This is a genomic window from Massilia sp. Root335 (assembly GCF_001425685.1).
GTDB lineage: Bacteria > Pseudomonadota > Gammaproteobacteria > Burkholderiales > Burkholderiaceae_D > Telluria > Telluria luteola.
Map to the genome: position 1 here is coordinate 12,717 of NZ_LMCY01000070.1, position 18,228 is coordinate 30,944.

17 protein-coding genes are annotated in these 18,228 nt (G+C 68.1%); 11 read left to right on the plus strand and 6 right to left on the minus strand.

Annotated elements, in window-relative coordinates:
- Positions 1 to 16: 16 nt before the first annotated feature.
- The 8 genes from ASC93_RS28920 to ASC93_RS28955 all read left to right on the plus strand — a co-directional run bounded on the left by ASC93_RS28920 (position 17) and on the right by ASC93_RS28955 (position 9,106).
- Positions 17 to 1,327, plus strand: coding sequence for an SGNH/GDSL hydrolase family protein (locus ASC93_RS28920; RefSeq protein WP_200958424.1), 1,311 nt, complete (start codon positions 17 to 19; stop codon positions 1,325 to 1,327).
- 8 nt (positions 1,328 to 1,335) lie between these two features.
- Complete coding sequence (locus tag ASC93_RS28925; RefSeq protein ID WP_162251963.1) at positions 1,336 to 4,650, plus strand: sugar-binding domain-containing protein; 3,315 nt, start codon at positions 1,336 to 1,338, stop codon at positions 4,648 to 4,650.
- Positions 4,651 to 4,773: 123 nt separating this feature from the next.
- Positions 4,774 to 5,838, plus strand: coding sequence for a family 43 glycosylhydrolase (locus ASC93_RS28930; protein WP_200958425.1), 1,065 nt, complete (start codon positions 4,774 to 4,776; stop codon positions 5,836 to 5,838).
- A 16-nt stretch (positions 5,839 to 5,854) separates the two neighbouring features.
- Positions 5,855 to 6,877 carry a family 43 glycosylhydrolase gene (locus tag ASC93_RS28935; RefSeq protein ID WP_056451026.1) on the plus strand — a complete coding sequence of 341 codons (1,023 nt, stop codon included), beginning with the start codon at positions 5,855 to 5,857 and terminating at the stop codon, positions 6,875 to 6,877.
- 126 nt (positions 6,878 to 7,003) lie between these two features.
- A complete protein-coding gene (locus tag ASC93_RS28940) occupies positions 7,004 to 7,495 on the plus strand; it encodes a type VI secretion system tube protein Hcp (RefSeq protein ID WP_056451029.1) in 492 nt (163 codons plus the stop codon).
- A gap of 15 nt (positions 7,496 to 7,510) precedes the next feature.
- A complete protein-coding gene (locus tag ASC93_RS28945) occupies positions 7,511 to 8,032 on the plus strand; it encodes a hypothetical protein (RefSeq protein ID WP_157202172.1) in 522 nt (173 codons plus the stop codon).
- Positions 8,029 to 8,406 (plus strand): hypothetical protein, encoded by a 378-nt coding sequence (locus tag ASC93_RS28950; protein ID WP_056451033.1) that lies wholly within the window; start codon positions 8,029 to 8,031, stop codon positions 8,404 to 8,406. Before ASC93_RS28945 ends, ASC93_RS28950 begins: the two co-directional genes overlap by 4 nt.
- 250 nt (positions 8,407 to 8,656) lie before the next feature.
- Positions 8,657 to 9,106 (plus strand): hypothetical protein, encoded by a 450-nt coding sequence (locus ASC93_RS28955; protein ID WP_229412916.1) that lies wholly within the window; start codon positions 8,657 to 8,659, stop codon positions 9,104 to 9,106.
- On the opposite strand, the gene ASC93_RS28960 is transcribed toward ASC93_RS28955, so the two are convergent.
- On the minus strand, positions 9,107 to 9,598 hold the full coding sequence (locus ASC93_RS28960) for a phage regulatory CII family protein (protein WP_056451036.1): 492 nt from the start codon (positions 9,596 to 9,598) through the stop codon (positions 9,107 to 9,109).
- A gap of 82 nt (positions 9,599 to 9,680) precedes the next feature.
- Between ASC93_RS28960 and ASC93_RS28965 the strand changes: the two genes are divergently transcribed.
- The 3 genes from ASC93_RS28965 to ASC93_RS28975 are packed head-to-tail and all read left to right on the plus strand — an operon-like array spanning position 9,681 to position 12,091.
- A complete protein-coding gene (locus ASC93_RS28965; RefSeq protein WP_157202173.1) occupies positions 9,681 to 10,484 on the plus strand; it encodes a hypothetical protein in 804 nt (267 codons plus the stop codon).
- 4 nt (positions 10,485 to 10,488) lie between these two features.
- Positions 10,489 to 11,274, plus strand: a complete 786-nt coding sequence (locus ASC93_RS28970; protein WP_056451042.1) for a DUF2491 family protein — start codon at positions 10,489 to 10,491, stop codon at positions 11,272 to 11,274.
- A gap of 52 nt (positions 11,275 to 11,326) precedes the next feature.
- Positions 11,327 to 12,091, plus strand: a complete 765-nt coding sequence (locus ASC93_RS28975; protein ID WP_056451045.1) for a hypothetical protein — start codon at positions 11,327 to 11,329, stop codon at positions 12,089 to 12,091.
- A 15-nt stretch (positions 12,092 to 12,106) separates the two neighbouring features.
- On the opposite strand, the gene ASC93_RS28980 is transcribed toward ASC93_RS28975, so the two are convergent.
- From ASC93_RS28980 to ASC93_RS29000, 5 genes are all read right to left on the minus strand, one after another.
- On the minus strand, positions 12,107 to 13,084 hold the full coding sequence (locus ASC93_RS28980) for a family 43 glycosylhydrolase (protein WP_200958426.1): 978 nt from the start codon (positions 13,082 to 13,084) through the stop codon (positions 12,107 to 12,109).
- A 73-nt stretch (positions 13,085 to 13,157) separates the two neighbouring features.
- Positions 13,158 to 13,508 (minus strand): TfoX/Sxy family protein, encoded by a 351-nt coding sequence (locus tag ASC93_RS28985; RefSeq protein WP_056451051.1) that lies wholly within the window; start codon positions 13,506 to 13,508, stop codon positions 13,158 to 13,160.
- A gap of 67 nt (positions 13,509 to 13,575) precedes the next feature.
- The gene (locus ASC93_RS28990; RefSeq protein WP_056451054.1) at positions 13,576 to 14,448 is read right to left on the minus strand and encodes a PhzF family phenazine biosynthesis protein; all 873 of its coding nucleotides are present in this window, start codon (positions 14,446 to 14,448) and stop codon (positions 13,576 to 13,578) included.
- 154 nt (positions 14,449 to 14,602) lie between these two features.
- Positions 14,603 to 14,983 carry a glyoxalase superfamily protein gene (locus tag ASC93_RS28995; protein ID WP_056451057.1) on the minus strand — a complete coding sequence of 127 codons (381 nt, stop codon included), beginning with the start codon at positions 14,981 to 14,983 and terminating at the stop codon, positions 14,603 to 14,605.
- 186 nt (positions 14,984 to 15,169) lie between these two features.
- Complete coding sequence (locus ASC93_RS29000) at positions 15,170 to 18,205, minus strand: TonB-dependent receptor (protein ID WP_162251964.1); 3,036 nt, start codon at positions 18,203 to 18,205, stop codon at positions 15,170 to 15,172.
- Positions 18,206 to 18,228: the final 23 nt, after the last annotated feature.

Here is an 18,228-nt window from a genome sequence, read left to right on the forward strand (position 1 = left end):
AACACGGAAACATCGCATGAAGGTTCGCATGAAGGTTCGCACGACGCTCGTCGCGGCCGGCCTGCTGGCCGCCGCCGCCCAGGCGCGGCCGGCGCCGGACTGGATCGCCGCCTGGGGCACGGCGCTGATGGCCCCGAACGACAAGGTGGCGCTGGCGCCGGCCGCCGCCGCGCACGCGACCTTGCGCCAGGCCATGCGCCTGTCGCTGGGCGGCACCGCGCTGCGGGTGCGCATCAGCAACCGCTTCGGTGACGAGCCCCTCGCGATCGGCGCCGCGACCGTCGGCCGCGCGCGTGCCGGCGCGGGCGACCTTGCCGGACCGCCGCTGCCGCTGCGTTTCGTGGGCAAGCCCGGGGTGACCGTCGCGCCGGGCGCCGAGATCGTGAGCGATCCGCTGGATTTCCCGAGCGTGGCGGGCGATCTCGTCGCGGTGTCGCTGGCCGTCGAGGCGCTGCCGGCGCGCCAGAGCGTCCACATCGCTGCCCACGCGACGCAATTCCTTGCGCCGGGCGACCAGGCCGCGCGGCCCGCTCTCGACGGCGCGCGGGCGCTGACGTCGTGGTATCAGGTCGACGAGATCGACGTGCTGCCGTCCGCGCCCGCGGCCGAGCTGGTGGCGATCGGCGATTCGATCACGGACGGCACCGGGGCGGGCCTCGACCGCGACGAGCGCTGGCCGGACTACCTGCAGCGGCGCCTGGGCGCCACGCATGCGCCGGTGCTGGCCGTCGTGAACGCAGGCATCGGTGGCAACCGCATGCTGGCCGACGGGAACGGTCCGAAGCTGGCGGCGCGTTTCGCGCACGACGTACTCGATCGTCCCGGCGTGACGCATGCGCTCGTGCTGATCGGCGTGAACGACCTCGGCGTCCAGCATCGTGCCGGACGGGATACGCCGGACGCGCGCCGCGCGTTGCTGCACGACCTGGAAGACGGCTGGACGGCACTGGCCGCACAGGCGCACGCGCGCGGCGTGTGCCTCATCGCGGGGACGATCGTCCCATACGGCGGCAGCCGCATCTACCAACCCGGCCCGGACAACGAGGCGGACCGCCTGACGCTGAACGCCTGGCTGCGCGCCAGCCCGCTGTTCGACGGCGTGGCCGACTTCGACGCCGCCCTGCGCGACCCCGACGCGCCCGGCCGGTTGCGTGAAACCTTCGATTCCGGCGACCGCCTGCACCCGTCGCCGGCCGGTTATCGCGCGATGGCGGCCGCCGTGCCGCTCGACCGCCTGGCGGCATGCCGCTGGCGTCCGCAACCTGGCGGCACGGCGCCGGCGGACGCGGGCACGCATGCCACAATGCACGATCACGACACCGAATGAAGAACCGCATGAACTTCTTGTCCCGCTTACGTTTTGCTCTGGCCGCCGCCATGCTGTTCGGGGCCGCTGCCGCCTCCGCCAACGCCGCCGACACCCTCGACCTGGCCGGCACGTGGCGCTTCGCGCTCGACCCCGCCGACACCGGCGTGGCCGAGCACTGGGATACGCGCACGCTGCCCGACCGCATCCGCATCCCCGGCATCCTGAACGCGCAAGGCTATGGCGACGAGATCACCGCGCACACGCCCTGGGTGCTGTCACTGTACGACAAGCACTGGAACCTGCGCGAGGACTACAAGGCGTTCACGGCGCCGGGCCAGATGAAGGTGCCGTTCCTGAGCCAGCCGCCGCGCCACTACCTCGGCGCGGCCTGGTACCAGCGCGACGTCGAGGTGCCGCGCGGGTGGCGGGGCAAGCGCGTCGTGCTGCACCTGGAGCGGCCCCGCTGGGGTTCCAGCGCCTGGATCGACGATCGCGCGCTCGGGTCCGACCTGAGCCTCGTGGCGCCGCACGACTACGACATCGGCATGCTGGCGCCGGGCAAGCACCGCGTCACGGTGCGCGTGGATTCGCGCGTGCTGATGGCCTACCGGCCCGATTCGCACAGCATCTCGGATTCGCTCGGCATGAGCTGGAACGGCATCGTCGGCCGCGCCGAGCTGCGCGCCACGTCACCCGTGTACATCGACGACGCGCAGGTGTTCCCGGACGTGGCAACCCGCAGCGTCCTCGTGAAGCTCAAGGTCGGCAACGGCGGCGGCAAGGCGGGGCAGGGCACGATCGAGGCCAACGGCAGGCGCGTCGCCGTGCGCTGGACCCCGGCCGGCGGCAGCGCCGAATTCCGCGTGCAGTACCCCGGCGATACGCAGACGTGGGACGAGTGGCACCCGGCACTGCAGTCGCTGAAGCTGCGCCTGCGCGGACCGGGCGCCGACGATGCGCGGACCGTGTCGTTCGGCTTCGTGCAGGTGGCGGCGCGCGGCACCGACATCCTCGTCAACGGCCGCCCCGTGTTCCTGCGCGGGACGCACGACGGCGGCGATTTTCCGCTCACCGGGTATCCGCCGACCGACGTCGCGTACTGGAAGAAGATCTTCGCCATCAACAAGGCCTGGGGCATCAACCACATCCGCTTCCACTCGTTCACGCCGCCGGACGCCGCGTTCCAGGCGGCGGACGAAGTGGGCATCTACCTGCAGATCGAACCCGGCATGTGGAACCGCTTCGAACCGGGTTCGCCGATCGAGGCGATGCTGTATGACGAGACCGAACGCCTGATCCGCGCCTACGGCAATCATCCGTCGTTCCTGCTGCTGAGCCCCAGCAACGAGCCGTCGGGCCGCTGGAAGGAAGTGTTCGCGAAGTGGATCGCGCGCTTCCGCGCCGAGGACCCGCGCCGCCTGTACACCAACGGCACGGGCCACACCGAGAAGGTCGTGCCGGACCTCGACAAGGACACCGACTACCTGGCCGTGCAGCGCATCGGCCCCAAGCCGCTGCGCAACAAGACCGGCTGGTTCGGACGCGATTACGCGGCCTCGCTGGACGGCATCAAGGTGCCGGTCATCGCGCACGAGATGGGGCAGTGGGTCGCGTATCCGGATTTCTCGGTCATCGACAAGTTCACGGGATATCTGCGGCCGGGGAATTACGAGATCTTCCGCGAGTCCGCCCGCCGCCACGGGGTGCTGGACCGCGACCATGACTTCGCGCTCGCATCCGGACGGTGGCAGGTCGCGTGCTACAAGGAAGAGATCGAGGCGGCGCTGCGCACGCGCGGCATGAGCGGCTACCAGCTGCTGGACCTGCACGACTACCTGGGCCAGGGCACGGCGCTGGTCGGCATCCTCGACACGTTCTGGGAATCGAAGGGGTATGCGACGCCGGAAGCCTTCCGCCGCTTCAATGGCGAGACGGTCCCGCTGGCCCGCCTCACGCGTTCCGTCCTCACGACGCGCGACGCGTTCGACGTGCCCGTCGAGATCGCGCATTACGGTCAACAGCCGCTGGCCGGCGCGCGGCCGTGGTGGCGCATCGAGGACGATGGCGGGCGCGCCGTCGTGCAGGGCCGCTTCGCGCAGCTCGACATCCCGATCGGGAAGAACATCCCGCTGGGCCGGGTGGCGACGGATCTCGCGCGCTTGCCGGCGCCGGCGCACTACAAGCTCGTCGTCGGGCTCGACGGCACCGCCGTCGCCAACGACTGGAACTTCTGGCTGTATCCGGACAAGGTCGACGCTGCCGTCCCCGCCGGCGTGCTGGTGACGCGGGCGTGGCCGGAGGCCGAGGCCAGGCTGGCGCAGGGCGGCAGCGTGCTGTACCTGCCGCGCAAGGCGGACCTGGACTGGACCTCGCCGCCGCTCGCGGACGTGCCCGTGTTCTGGAACCGCCTGATGAATCCGGGCTGGAGCCGCATGCTGGGCCTGTGGGTCGACCGCGCGCATCCCGCACTGGCCGGCTTCCCGACGGCAGACCACATGGACTGGCAGTGGAGCGACCTGGTGGCGGGCGCCCGCGCCTTCAACCTGGCGCGCCTGCCGGCCGGCCTGCGTCCCATCGTCCAGCCGATCGACGACTGGAACCGCAACTACCGGCTGGGCGCCGTGTTCGAGGCGAAGGTGGGCAGCGGCCGGCTCGTCGTGTCGACGTTCGACCTGGAGAACCGGCTCGACGAGCGCCCGGCCGCGCGCCAGCTGCGCCGCTCGCTGCTCGACTACATGGCCGGCGCACGCTTCGAGCCGGCGACGGCGGTCGATCCGGCCGCGCTGCGCGCCAGCCTGTTCGACACGCGTGTGATGAAAAAGCTCGGCGCGACGGCGAGCGGCTGGCCCGACGCGGCGAACGTCGTCGACGGCGATCCGAACACCTATGGCCTCGTCGCCGTGAAGGGCGACGCGCCGCGGCCGCAGCCGCCGCTGACCATCGAATTCGCGCAGTCCGTGCCGTTCGACGGCCTGGTGCTGATGCCGCGCCAGAACCACCGCGACCACGAGGGCGACGTGCACGAATGGCTGATCCAGGCGAGCGACGACGGCGCCAGCTGGCGCGACGTGGCGCGGCCCGTGCTGGGCTCCACGTTCGATCCGCAGACGGTGCGTTTCGGCCGGACCGTGACGGCGCGCCGGCTGCGCCTGACGCCCTTGTCCGGCTTCGGCGAGGACCGCGCCAGCGCGCTGGCCGACGTGGCCGTCCTGTACACGGGCCCCGCGCTGCCGGAGGAAGCGGGCGAACTCGAATACAAGCGCTCGCGCTCGACGTCGGCCGACGTCGACGAGGCGGGCATGGACGACCGGCCGCGGCACCGGCGCCCGCCTGCCCAGTGACGCGGACGCGTATAAAACGTATCGGTGGCGCGAAAAATTTCATTGGTCGGCCGGGCGGCCTGGCACTATCATCGCGCCATATTGACGGCGGCTGAAGACCGCGCGGGAAAAGGAGACGATTTGTTGTCCACGTTACGGCCGTTCGCGGCCAGGCCGGCGTGCCTGTTGCTGGCACTGTCCGCGCTCGCCGGCTGCGCCATCGAGCGGACCGCGCCGCCGGCCGCCGCGACTGTCGCCGCAGGCGGCATCGCCGCCAAGCCCCTGTTCCGCGACCCCGTGTACGACGGCGCCGCCGATCCGACCCTGATATGGAACCCGGGCCGCGGGCGCTGGTGGATGTTCTACACGAACCGGCGCGCGACCGCGCAAGGCCTGCCGGGCGTGACGTGGGTGCACGGCACGCGCATCGGCATCGCCGAATCGCCCGACGGCGGCGCGCACTGGACCTATGTCGGCACGGCCGACATCGACCTGCCGCCCGGCCTGGGCGGCAAGGACGCTACGCACTGGGCGCCCGACATCGTGCGCGCCGGCGACGGCACGTTCCACATGTTCCTCACGGTCGTGCCGGGCGTGTTCGAGGACTGGAAGCATCCGCGCGTGATCGTGCACCTGACGAGCACTGACCTGCGCACCTGGCGCCATCCGGCGATCGTGCCGCTGGCGAACGACAAGGTGATCGACCCGTCGCTGGCCCGGCTGCCCGACGGGACCTGGCGCATGTGGTACAACAACGAACTCGATCACAAGAACACGTATTACGCCGACAGCCCGGACCTGGAACACTGGACGGACCGGGGTCTCGCCGTCGCCCAGCGCGGCGAAGGACCCAAGGTGTTCCGCTGGCACGGCGCATGGTGGATGATCGTCGACGTGTGGCATGGCCTCGCCGTGTTCCGGTCAAGCGACGCGCTCACGTGGCGCAAGCAGGATGCTACCCTGCTGGAGCAGCCGGGCCACGGGCCGGACGACGGCGTGATGGGCGGCCATGCGGACGTCGTCGTCAGCGGCGGCCGTGCCTACCTGTTCTATTTCGTCCACCCGGGGCGCCAGGGGCCGGATGCGAAACGCGACGGACCCGAACAGCGGCGCAGCCTGATCCAGGTGAGCGAATTGATCGAGGAGGGCGGTGTCGTGCGCACGGACCGCGACGCGAAGGTCGCCATCCGGCTCGACCCGCCTGTCTAACCAATTGGGAGAACCGATGTCCAGCTTTTCCGTCCGCGCCTTGCCGGCGCTGGTGCTGTGCCTTGCCGCCGCGGCGTCGTCCGCCCGCGCCGCCGAACCCGTGTTCCACAATCCGCTGGTGCAGCAGCGCGCCGACCCGCAGGTGTCGCTGCAGCCCGACGGCTGGTACTACTTCACGGCGACGGTGCCGGAGTACGACCGCATCGAGATCCGCCGCGCCCGTGCGCTCGACGACCTGGGCGCCGCGCCGGCGAAGACCGTGTGGCGCAAGCACGCGACCGGCGCGATGGGCGCGCACATCTGGGCGCCCGAGATGCACCGCATCGACGGCAAGTGGTACATCTATTTCACGGCGGGCAGCGCCGAGCATCCGTGGGACATCCGCCTGTACGCGCTGGAAAACGCGTCGGCCGATCCGTTCGCGGGCGAGTGGGTCGAGCGCGGCCAGGTCAAGACGGGCTGGGAATCGTTCTCGCTGGACGCCACCACGTTCGAGAACCGCGGCCAGCGCTACCTCGTGTGGACGCAGACGGCGCCCGACGGTAGCAAGGGCACCAACATCTACATCGCAAAGATGGACACGCCGCTGACGATCAAGGGACCGGCCGTGATGCTGTCGAAGCCGGAGTATGCGTGGGAGAAGGTGAAATTCGCGGTCGACGAGGGCCCGGCCGTGCTGGTGCGCCACGGCCGCGTGTTCGTCACGTTCTCGGCCAGCGCCACGGACGAGAATTACTGTCTCGGCATGACGAGCGCGCCGGACGACGCCGACCTGCTCGACCCCAGGTCGTGGACCAAGCTGGCGCAACCTGTCTTCAGGAGCAGCGCGAAGAACGGCCAGTGGGGGCCGGGCCACAACGCGTTCACGACGACGCCGGACGGCAAGACCGACGTGCTGGTCTACCACGCGCGCAACTACCGCGAGATCCAGGGCGATTCGCTGCACGACCCGAACCGCCATACGCGCGCCCAGGTCATCCATTGGCGGCCGGACGGCATGCCCGATTTCGGCGAACCGGTGGCGGATGCGCCGCGGTAACCCAAGCTAGTAGGGTACGGCGCACCGTTAGCGGAACAGAAACCGATGAGCTTGCGCGCTGCCAAGCTGCCCTAACCCTTGCAGAGCGAGGATCGATTTTTCGTATCCATACAAGGGAGATCCAGCATGGCAATCGACGCATACCTGCAAATCGATGGCATCCAGGGCGAGTCGGCCGACTCGGCGCATCAGGGCTGGATCGAACTGACGAAAGTGCACATGGGCGTGGTGCAGCCCAGGAGCACCACCGTGTCTACCAGCGGCGGCCACACGTCCGCACACAGCGAACACCGCATCCTGACCTTTTCCAAGCTGGTGGACCTTGCCTCACCGGTCCTGATGCAGCACTGCTCGATGGGTAAGACGATCCCGAAGGCCAAGCTGGAATTCATGCGCGCGGATGGCCAGGGAAAGCCGGTGAAGTACTACGCTGTCGAGCTGGACAACGTGATGTTGGCCCATATGGACCAGCTGATGCACGATGGCGGCGTGCTCCATGATGAAGTCGGCCTGTGCTTCTCGAAGGTCAAGTGGACGTACACCCAGCAGAGAATCGGCGGTGGGGCTGGCGGGTCCACCGCCGGCGGCTGGGACCTCGCCGCCAAAAAGTGCCTGTGACAGAGGAGCGCGATCATGGCTGGTGGCGTTCCAATTCAACCGAAAGATTCCCGCGGCTACTTCATGCTGCCGCAGGCGCCCGAAGATGCGGGCTATTACGTGTATGGAAACGTGAAGGGCGTTCCTGGTACCGGCGCACTGGCGCAGTACGCACACCCCAACATGCTGTCCGTGATTTTCTGGGTCGAACGTGAATGGCAGTCCATCGATGACCGGAAATTTGGTATCGGAAACATCAGCGTGGCGAATGGGCTGAAATATGACCACGCCAGCCACATGAAGGGTGTCGAGATGGACATCAGGCCAGTGCGAAAAGACCACATGGTCGGTCAAGCCGCGCGCTGCTCGCGCTTCGACGAGAAGGTCTATGATCGAGAAGCTACAATCAGGCTGCTTTGCCTGTTTTTACGGCACCCGCTGGTCACGAAAATGTACTTCAATGATGACAAGGTCCAGCAGGCTTGCGGCCCTGGTCGCGTGAAATCGTGGCCGGACCATAACGATCATATCCATATCGAAGTCTCGGAGCGACTATGAGCGCGCGCCTGGCATTCCTTATTGGCGCGCTTGCGCTGCAGCCCATTGCGACCGCCGCCGAAAAGGAGGCAGCTGGCCGATACCTGGCCAAGCCGCTCCGGGGCGACTACTACGTGTATGGTGGCAGTATCGGCGACTCGACCCCGCCAACCGAGAAGGATCGAAAGCTGTCGCTTATGTTCACCGGGGCGCTTGCGAAGGACACGTTCGACCGTATCGGCCCAGACTTGAGGGATGCTTGCGGCGCCGGCCCGGACAGCCGCCAGCGACGCAGGGGCGACTTGATCTGCGTCTGGACCAAGGGCGACGGCTATTCCTGCTATTTCGGTATCGACGTGATGACAGGGAAGGGAATGCGCGGTACCACCTGCTGATTGTTGCGGATTCGCGAGCGCTGGTCGGCAGCTTGTTCGGCGTCAGCTCGCCGGCAACTCAGCGCCGTTGCTGTTCCAGGCCCTGCGCGCGCGGCTCGAAGCCGCCCAGCGCGCCGACCATCATTTCCATCGGCAGCTCCTTGGGCCAATCGCCACTGTCCACGCGCGGTAAAACATTCGCGCCATCACCGCCGGGCACAGTAGCAATGTGACCGGAAATTCTGGTATTGTTGTCGCCGTCGCAACAAATATGAAGACGGAGGACACGATGAACGGTGCGGGCGGAACGAGCGGCGGGACGGGCCGGTTTTTTCTCGGGCTCATCCTGATGTGCGGCGGGTTTTACCTGCTGCTCAACAGCGTCGTGGTGAGCTCCAGCTTCGGGCTCGGCACGCGCCTGTTCGGCGTCGGCGGCTACGGCATCACGGGCGGGATCGTGCTGATTCCCCTCGTGATCGGCATCGCCATGATCTTCTACAACGCCCGCAGTGCGCTGGGCTGGCTGCTTGCCGTCGGCGCGTTCGCCGCGCTCGTATTCGGCGTGATCGCATCCGTGAACATGTCGCTGCGCACGATGTCGGCCTTTGAACTCATCTGCATCCTGGCGCTGGCCTTCGGCGGCCTGGGATTGTTTTTGCGTTCCCTGCGCGGCGCAGCGCAGGACGACGGGCCGGCGCCGGCGCGCCGCCTGCGTTCCTGATCAGCGGAGACCCGCCTCGGTTTCCTGGCGCAGGCGTGCGCGCCAGGCGCCCAGGGCGGACAGCGCGGCATGGAACTTACGTTCGATCAGGTCGGCCTCGACCGGGGTGACGGTGCCGTCGAGCAGGGCGCTCGACACCGCCTCGGCCACGGCGCCGACGTCGCTCATCACGCGGCAGACGGTCTGCGACAGGTCGTCCTGGCGCGCCGATTCCGGCTGCGGCACGACGAAGGCCGCCATCCCGTGGCGCACGAGCAGCGCGTGCAGCGGCAGGTGCGCATCCGCCACGCCCGCCTTGTGGCAGCACTCGACGATCTGCGACACCTCCTCGAACGACGGATAGTGCGATGCGATCGTCGGCGCCAGCTTGTTGCGCAGGACATTGGCCGACATGTCCAGCTCGCGTGCCAGCGCGTCGATGCTGCCCGGGTATTTGCGCGCCACCGTGTAGAGGGCGTCGTGCTGGTTCATGTCGAGGTAACGGCGGGTCATGGTAATCCTTTGCTAATTTAACCGGTGCGTGTCAACATTCCGGTCGTTACACTAATTCTAACTTTCGATCGCCCTCCTGACCATGTTGAAGTCTTATCAAGTTGCGTTCGTGCTGGCGCTGCTCGTGCCGCTGGCGCATGTCGGCAGCGCCGATGCCAGGCCGACGACATCGTCGCACTCCTTCAAGAGCGGCTTTTCGTCGCACCGGTCGTCCTCGTCGTCGTCGATGAAGCCGTCGTATTCGTCGGCGAAGTCGGGCGGTTTTGGCTCGTTCAGCCGGCACGCGTCGTCCGCTGCGCCGGCGCCGGCGCCCGTCCAGCCGTCGAACGCGGGCCGGCCGTCCGGCGGCTTCGGCTCGTTCGGCGGCGGGGCGGCGGCGCCGCAGAAATCGGATTCCGCGCTGTCGCAAAAGCTGAACAGGAACGCGTCCGAAGCGAATGCGCTGCGCACGCTGGATGCGCGGCGCCAGGCGCAGGAGCAGGCGCAGACACAGGCGGGGCGCGACACGCGGCCCGTGCCGGGCTACGAACACGGGGGCAACGCCCAGCCGGCGCCGCCGCCGCAGTACGGCCAGGCGCAGCAGCAGGCCCCGATCATCGTCCGCCAGGACAGCGGCCTGGGTCATGTGATCGCGGGCGCCGTGCTGGCGAACATGGCGCGCGGCGCGCATGCGAACAACAACGGCTATCCGGGCGCGTACCCGTCGACGCCGGGCGGCGGGACGATGGCGCCGGCGCCGGCGCGGTCGGGCGGCACCTCGTTCCTGGGCGTGTTCATGACGCTGTGCGTGCTGGCGCTCGTCGGCTGGGCCGTGTACTTCGCGTGGCGCCGCGTGCGCCGCAGCCGCGCGGCGAAGAAACCGAATTATTCGTTCGAAAGGAATTGAACAGATGGCCTGGAAGGATGTTTTCAGCTACGTGCGTGCCGTCGCGGCCAACAAGGGCATCACGCAGGGCGGGCACCATGCCGACGCCGCCGCGCCGATGGGCGCGCGCATCGGCAGCGTCGTGCAGCTGCAATGCTCGCCGATCATCCGGGCGCAGGCGGGCGGCTCGCTGATCGCGACGCCGTCCGCCGCCGACACGCGCATCCTGGCCGTGTCGCAGATCCGCCTCGAGCCGCACACGGAGCTGTACCGCCTGTACCTCGACAAGGGCGACGACGACGCGAAGGAAAAATTCCTGCAGGTGTTCTGCGGCGACGACGGCAAGGTGGCCGAGGTCCTGTACTGCACCCAGCTGGCGCGCGTGATCCCCGAGACGGCCGACGACCAGGATGCGTACACGGGCGCCGCCGGCCATGGGCTGGGCGATCCCGGCTATACGCTGTGGCGCGAACAACTGGCCGACATGCTGGACGCGGCCACGCTGGACACCGTGTTCGGCGCGCTCGATCGCGTCGATTACACCCGCGACGCGGGCGCGCCGGACGCGCAGTTCGTCAAGCCGTTCGAGGGCCGCGAGACGCGCATCGACGATGCGGCGGGCGTGCACGGCCTGCGCCAGCAGATGTACTTCATGCCGTACGTGCGCACGCTGGCGGACGGCGGGCGCGAATATTTATTGATCACGACGGAGATCGTGGAGAGCGTCGACGGCGATACGGACCGGCGCGGGATCCACGTCGATTTCGTCATCGGCGTCCCGGTCGAGCAGGAACGCATCGTCATCCAGTAACCGTATCAACCGTTTCATCACCGCACTTCATCACCGCACGAAAGGAACAACAATGAGCAACGCTAGTGGATGGGGCCTGACCGCACGGCTGGTCACGAAGCATTTCGGCGCACTGGGCAACCGCATCGCCGAAGCCATCGCCAACTTCGACCCCGAGACCGCGACCGAGGCCGACCGCGACCGCCTGGTCGCCACCCTGCGCGAGACGGCGCAACTGCTGGCGACGGCGCGCGCGTCGTTCGACAAGGAACACGGCGACGTCGCCAACCTGCAGAACCTGATCGCCGGAGACGAACGCGCGGCCGAGAAGCTGGCCGAGCGCCTCGCCGCCGGCACGATTTCGGAAGCCACGGTCACGATGTTCTGCGACGAGCTGGAAGGGAACAAGGCCCGCCTGCCGCAGGAAATCCAGGAAGAAGCGGACGCGAAGGCGTACATGGACGAGCTGCAGAAGATCGTCGACGCGCTGTCGAAGCAGCTGGCGGAGTTCGACGCGCAGGCGAAGAAGGCGTTGCAGGCGCTGGCCGCGGCCAAGGCCCAGAAGGACCTGCAGGAAATGCGCCTCGAACGCCAGGAACAGCTGAATGGCCTGACGAGCATGCGCGGCAACTCGACGGCCCTGTCCGCGCTGACGCGCCGCGCCGAGGCCGTGACGAACGAGGCGCAGGGCCTGCGCATCGTCGCCGACATCGGCCAGAAGCCGCTGGACCAGCAGGCCGAACTCGATGCGATCCGCAAGTCCGTCAGCCAGCCGGAGACGGCCGGCGAGAGCGCGCTGGAGCGGCTCAAGCGGCTGTCCGCCAAGACGCCGGCTTGACGGCGCCGCGCCCGGTCAGTCGTTCGGCTGGCCGGGCGTCACCGGCACTTGCTTGATCGCGCCGTCCGCGCCGTATTCCAGCGGCGCGATGGCGATCGAGCGGCGGAAGCTGCCGCCGCCCGGCAGCAGCGCGTCGTGGTAGAAGATCCAGCTCTTGCCGCCGTGTTCGAGGATCGCCTGGTGGTTCGTGGAGATCTTGAGGTAGTCGATCACGACGCCCCGGTACGTGAAGGGGCCCAGCGGCGAGCTCGCCGTCGCGTACAGGATCTGGCCCGGCCAGCCGGACGAGAACGTGAAGTAGTACGTGCCGTCATGCTCGTGCATGAACGGCGCCTCGCCGTACTTCTTCTTCGTGTCCGATGCGGACAGGCCGTTGATCGTGACGATCCGGATCGGACCGTCCAGCGAGATCATGTCGGCCTTGAGCTTCACGACCTTCGGCACGCGCGTGCCGAAATACATATAGGCTTGCCCGTCCTTGTCGATGAAGACGGCCGGGTCGATCGGCTCGTCGCCCGCGTTCACGTCGCGTTCCCGGTCGACGAGGGGAGTTTTGCGCGCATCCACGAAGCCGCCGTCCGGGCGGTCCGACACGGCGACGCCGATCTTGTCGCCGCCGACCGGCGCATAAAAATAGTACTTCCCGTTGCGGTAGGCGGCTTCCGGCGCCCAGGCCTTGGCGTCCGGCCGCGCCCATTTGAACACGGTGACGGCCAGCGGCACGCCGGCGTCGCGCCACGTCTTCATGTCCGGCGACGTGTACAGCCGCCACGTGACGGAATCCCAGTATTTGCCGGAGTTCGACGCGTCGTCCGTCGCGTACAGATAAAAGCCTTTCGCGGCCGGGAACCAGTGGGGCGACGGGTCGGCGTTGAATCGTGTAGCGATCGGCGTGCCCGCCACCGGCGTCGCCGCGTGGGCGGCGCCGGCGACCAGAAAGGCGGACATCAGAGCGGACAGCAAGGTGGCGAGGGGGCGGGCAGGAACGCGCATCGGTTGTCGTGGTCGGGTTGAAAGCCGCCATGCTAGCACACGTTGCGCGAACAATGATATCGATAACTAAAAATCAGCCCGGCGTCCGTTTCGCACGTGGCGCGGCCGGCTTCTTCGGCTTGGGCGGGGGCATGATCGCCGCGGTCTCGAGCAGCAGCTGGCGCAGCGCCTGCGGATCGTCGAGCAATTCGTCGGCGACCGGATAGTCCTTGGCGCCGGGATAGGGCGGCCCTTGCGGCAGGTCGGGCGCGAGCCGCGCGGCGGCTTCCGACGGCTTGACGAACAGGCTGCCGTCGCACGCGAAGGCGACCACCTTGTCGTCGACGTACAGCGCGTACTCGCCGAACATCTTCTTGTGCGTCAGCCGCGCGCCCAGTCCCACCACTTCCGCGACGTAGTCGATGAAGCTGCGTTCCGTTGCCATGTCGTCCTTCCGGTGTCGTGATCGAAGCCGCCAGCCTAGCCTGAACGTGCGTGCCGATCAAGCGCGATCAGAAGGTCAGGTGGCCGTCCACGCAGGTGACGGCATTGCCGCCGACCTTGACCGCATCCGCGCCGATGGTCAGGCGCAGGATGCCGGCCCGGCCCACGGCGGCGCCCTGGCTGGACAGGAAGTCGCGTCCGAACGCCTCGAGCTGGCCCGTGTGGCGCAGGTAGGCGGCGACGGCGCCGTTGCCGCTGCCGCAGACCGGGTCCTCGTCGACCCCGTGCGCGGGGGCGAACGCGCGCACCTCGATCCGCGCGGCGCTGCCGTCCGGATGCGGGCCGAAGACGAGCACGCCCGTGTGTCCTCTGACGCTGTCGCGCGCCTTCATGCGCTGCAGGTCCGGGGCCGCCGCCAGCACGGCGCGCGCATCGGGCAACTGCGCGACGACCCAGCGCGCGCCCGCGTCCACGAGGCACGGCGGGGCGACAGGCGGCGTGCCGAGGATCTGCGCCACCTCGGCGGCGGCGGCGGCATCCAGCGGCGTGATCGTGTGCGGGGGAAGTTCGAACGACAGCCAGCGCGCGCCATCGTCCGCGTGCCGGACGTCGAGCCGGACCAGGCCCGCCGCGCACTCCTGATTGATGCGGCCGTCGCGCGCGGCGATCGCGCCCGCTTCGAGCAGCGCGTGCGCGGTGCCGATCGTGGGGTGGCCCGCGAACGGCAGCTCGGCGCCGGGCGTGAAGATGCGCACCCGGTAGTCGGCGCCGGCCTGTGTCGGCCGCAGGACGAACGTCGTTTCGGACAGGTTCGTCCAGTTGGCGATCCGCTGCATCTGCGCGGTGGAGAGGCGGTCGGCGTCGAAGACGACGGCGAGCGGATTGCCCTGGAACGGGATGGCGGTGAAAACGTCGACGGTCTTGAAGGGGTGGCGTGCCATGGGGGTCTCGCGATGTGAAGATGCGACGAGTCTACGCGGCGGCGCCCCGCGCCGACAGGAACAGTCGGCGGATTGTTACCGGCACTGTATTGCCGGTCCGGCGCAAAGTGTACCGGTCGCCCCGGATCATGGACGAGTGGTATGCGGCGCGCCTTCAGGCGCCGGCGGCAACCGGTTCTTCGAACGACAGCCGGTTGGACGACGGATCGCGGATCGTCATCTCGCGCGTCCCCCACGGCATCGTCTGGATGCCGGGGCGCGCGTACTTGAATTCCTTGGCGAGCAGCGTGGCCTGGTAGCCGTCGAGGTCGCGCACGGCGATGCGGATCGACGCGCCCGGGCTGCCGTCGCCGTAGTGCTCGGACAGGTGCAGCACGCAGTCGCCCAGCGATACCTGCATGTAGACGGGGAAGTCGCCGCCCTCGAAGCGGTGCTCCCAGTCGACCTTGAAGCCGAGGAAGTCGATATAGAATTCGCGCGCCTTCGCTTCGTCGAAGATGCGCAGGATCGGGGTGACGCGGGACAGGGTGTACATGGTGCCTCCTGGGTGGATTCAGGAACCGCCGTCCCGGCCGGCGTCCGCCAGCCGCATGGCTGCGATGGGCAGCCAGCAGGCGGGGACGATGAAGCGTGGGTCGCGTGTAGCGAAAGCCATGTCGCAGGACGGGATCGTGGTCGAATCGGCAAGCATACCAGATCGCCGTCCACTGCGGTACGGCCGTCAGTACTTGTAGTTCAGCCCCAGCACGAACGAGCGGCCCGAATGCACGTACAGCAGCGTGTCGTTGCGCTGGGTGTCGCGGCCGTAGCGCAGCGGCGTGTCGGTCAGGTTCTGGCCCTCCAGCGACAGGCGCAGTTGCGGCGTGAGGTTGTACGACAGGCTCATGTCGATGTTGGTCGAGCCGTCCACCATCGTGTAGTCGGCGCCGTTGACGTCGCCCAGCACGGCATAGATGTAGCTGGAGCGGTGCGCCGCCGACACGCGGGCGCTGAACTTCGCGTCCTCGTAGTACAAGGTGAGGTTGTGGGTGCGCGGCGACAGGCCCGTGAAGTCGGCCACCTGGGTCAGCTGCTCGTTGGCCGGCGTGGCCGGGTTGTCGACGCGGGTGATGTACGTGATCTTCGACTTCACGCGCGTCGCGTTCGCGAGCAGGCCGAAATTGCTCCAGAAGCCGGGCAGGAAGCTGAACGGCGCCTGCAGGTTGAATTCCCAGCCCTTGAGCGGACCGCCGGCCGTGTTGACCTTGCGGCTCACGTTGACTTCCGTCGTGGGCAAGGTCTGGCAGATGGGCGCGCCCGTCAGCGAGCAGCCGTTGAGGATCAGCAGTTCGTTCGGCAGGCCGAGCGTGTTGTAGGGCACGCGTTCGTTGACGCTCTGGATGAAGCTCTTGATGTCCTTGCGGAAGTGACCGAGCGAGATCATCGCGTTCTTCGCGTAATACCATTCGGCCTGCAGGTCGTACGTGTTGGCGCGGATCGGGTCGAGGTTCGGATTGCCGATCGAGACCGACTGCGAGATCGGCGACACGGTGGCGTTCGGGGCCAGGTCCGTGTACTCGGGGCGCGACAGCGTCTTGCCGGCCGAGAAGCGCAGGAACACGTCCTTCGGCAGCTGGGCCGTCAGGTTGAAGGCGGGCAGCCAGTCGCGGTATTTCTTCGTGCCCGTATTCGGCTGCAGCTGGCCCTGCACGTTGATCATCGCCGTGGACGTGGCCTTGGTGTCGGCGCCGCGCACGCCGACGTTGCCGCGCCAGGTGATGTTGGCGAAGTCGTAGTTGAAGTCGACCATGCCGTACAGCGCGTCGATGTCTTCCTCCACGCGGCGGTTCGTCTGCGCCAGGTAGTTGTACTGCGAACCCGGCACGGCGTCGCAGTGGCACTCGGTGTTGACGACGCCGAGGAACTTCGGCAGGTCGACGGCCGCCCACGACGACGGCACGCCGGTGCCGCCGAGGCTCGATCCGAAGCCGCTGATCTGGCGCGAGATGTCGGCCATGGTGACGCCGGCCGGCAGCGACACGGCATTGGCGCTGTTGCCGATCTCGTAGTTGGTCCAGATGTTCTTGCGGCTCGAGAGGCCGAAGTGGCTGGTCAGGTGGTCGTTGAGTTCCCAGTGCAGGTTGACGGCCTGGGTCTGCAGCTTGTTGGTCGTGTCCAGGTAGCGGCCCACGAACATGCCGCGCACGTTGCCGGCGGCGTCCTGCGGGGCGAACTGGAAGTTGGCCGGATCGGCGACGTCGATGCCGAAGTTCAGCGCCGGGACGTTGCGGTTGTTGCGGAAGTCCCACGAGAAGCCGTCCACGTTCGGCGCGTCGAACTGCACGGTGGCGCGCATCGGCTCGTTCAGGTTCGAGTTCGAGTTACCGGCCATGAAGTCGGCCTTGACGGTGTCGCTGAACCGGTGGCTGCCGGACAGCACGTGCTGGCGGAACTTGGTCGTGTAGACGTCCAGCAGGCCTTCCGTGCGCACGTCGACGCCGTTGAACTTGCCGTAGTCCCAGCTGCCGTTCTGATCGAAGTTCGCATCGAGGATCGAGGTCTGCGGCTTGCCGTTCGACCCGAGGTTGCGGCCGAACGAGATCGCCTCGATGTAGTTGTCGTAGCGTTTGTTGGCGAACTTCCCGTACATCAGGTCGAGATTCAGCTCGCTGTCGGCATTGCGCCACTGGTAGGAGTTCGTGATGCCCGTGCGCTGGTAGTCCGTCTGCGAACGGCGGTAGCGCGGGATGCGCGGCGCGAACGCGCCCGAGCCGGCGGCCGGGTTGGCGACCGTGCCGCCGTAATTGTCCTTGCGGCCCATGACGTTGTTGTACGCGGCCGGATCGGTCGCGCGCGCCATGCCGGTGCCGCACGTCGTCGCCGTGATGCCCTTGACGGCGCTGTCGGCCGGGTTTTGCGGCGCCACGCCGACGGGCGAGCAGAAGCCGCCGTCGTTGCTGGCGCTGAGCAGCTCCACGGCCTCGTAGCCTTCCTCCGTCGCGCGGCGTTTCGAATACGCGGCGGACAGCAGCGCGCCGACCTTGCCGTAGCCCGTGTCCCAGCGGTCCGACAGCAGCGCCGTCACGCGCGGCTGCGTCTTGCCCGAGAGGGAGTTGTGGCTCTCCTGGCCGCCGATGCTGAACGTGCGGCCCTTGAAGTCGAACGGGCGGGCCGTGCGCAGGTCGACGGTGGCGCCGAGCGAGCCTTCCTCGATGTCCGCTTCGGACGTCTTGCGCACTTCCAGGCTGTTGAACAGCTCCGATGCGAACACGGAAAAGTCGAAGCCGCGGCCGCGGTTGGTGCTGCCGTTGATGTCGGACGCGCCCGTCGCGGCCACGCCTTCGATGCCGTTGATGCGCACCCGGGTGAAGCCCGCGTTCAGGCCGCGCACGGTGATCTGCTTGCCTTCGCCGCCGTCGCCGCGCGCCAGCGCGACGCCGGGCACGCGCTGCAGCGATTCCGCCAGGTTCGCGTCGGGGAACTTGGCGATGTCCTCGGCCTTGATGACGTCGACGATGCCGTCGCTGTTCTTCTTCGTGTTCAGCGCGCTGTTCAGGCTCGCGCGAAAGCCCGTCACGACGACGACGCTTTCCGGCGCCTTGCCGTCGGCGGCGGTGGCGGCGGCGGCGGTGCCGTTCGTGGCCGTGGCCGCGGCCGCGGCGGGGGCGGCCTCCTGCCCGTGCGCGTGCAGCGACGCGAGCATGGCCAGCACGCCGATGCTGATGCGGCTGCGGCGTGCCAGCGGGTGCAAGGTTCCAGGGTGTCCAGTGAAACTCATCGTTGTAGTCTCCATGTTGTTAT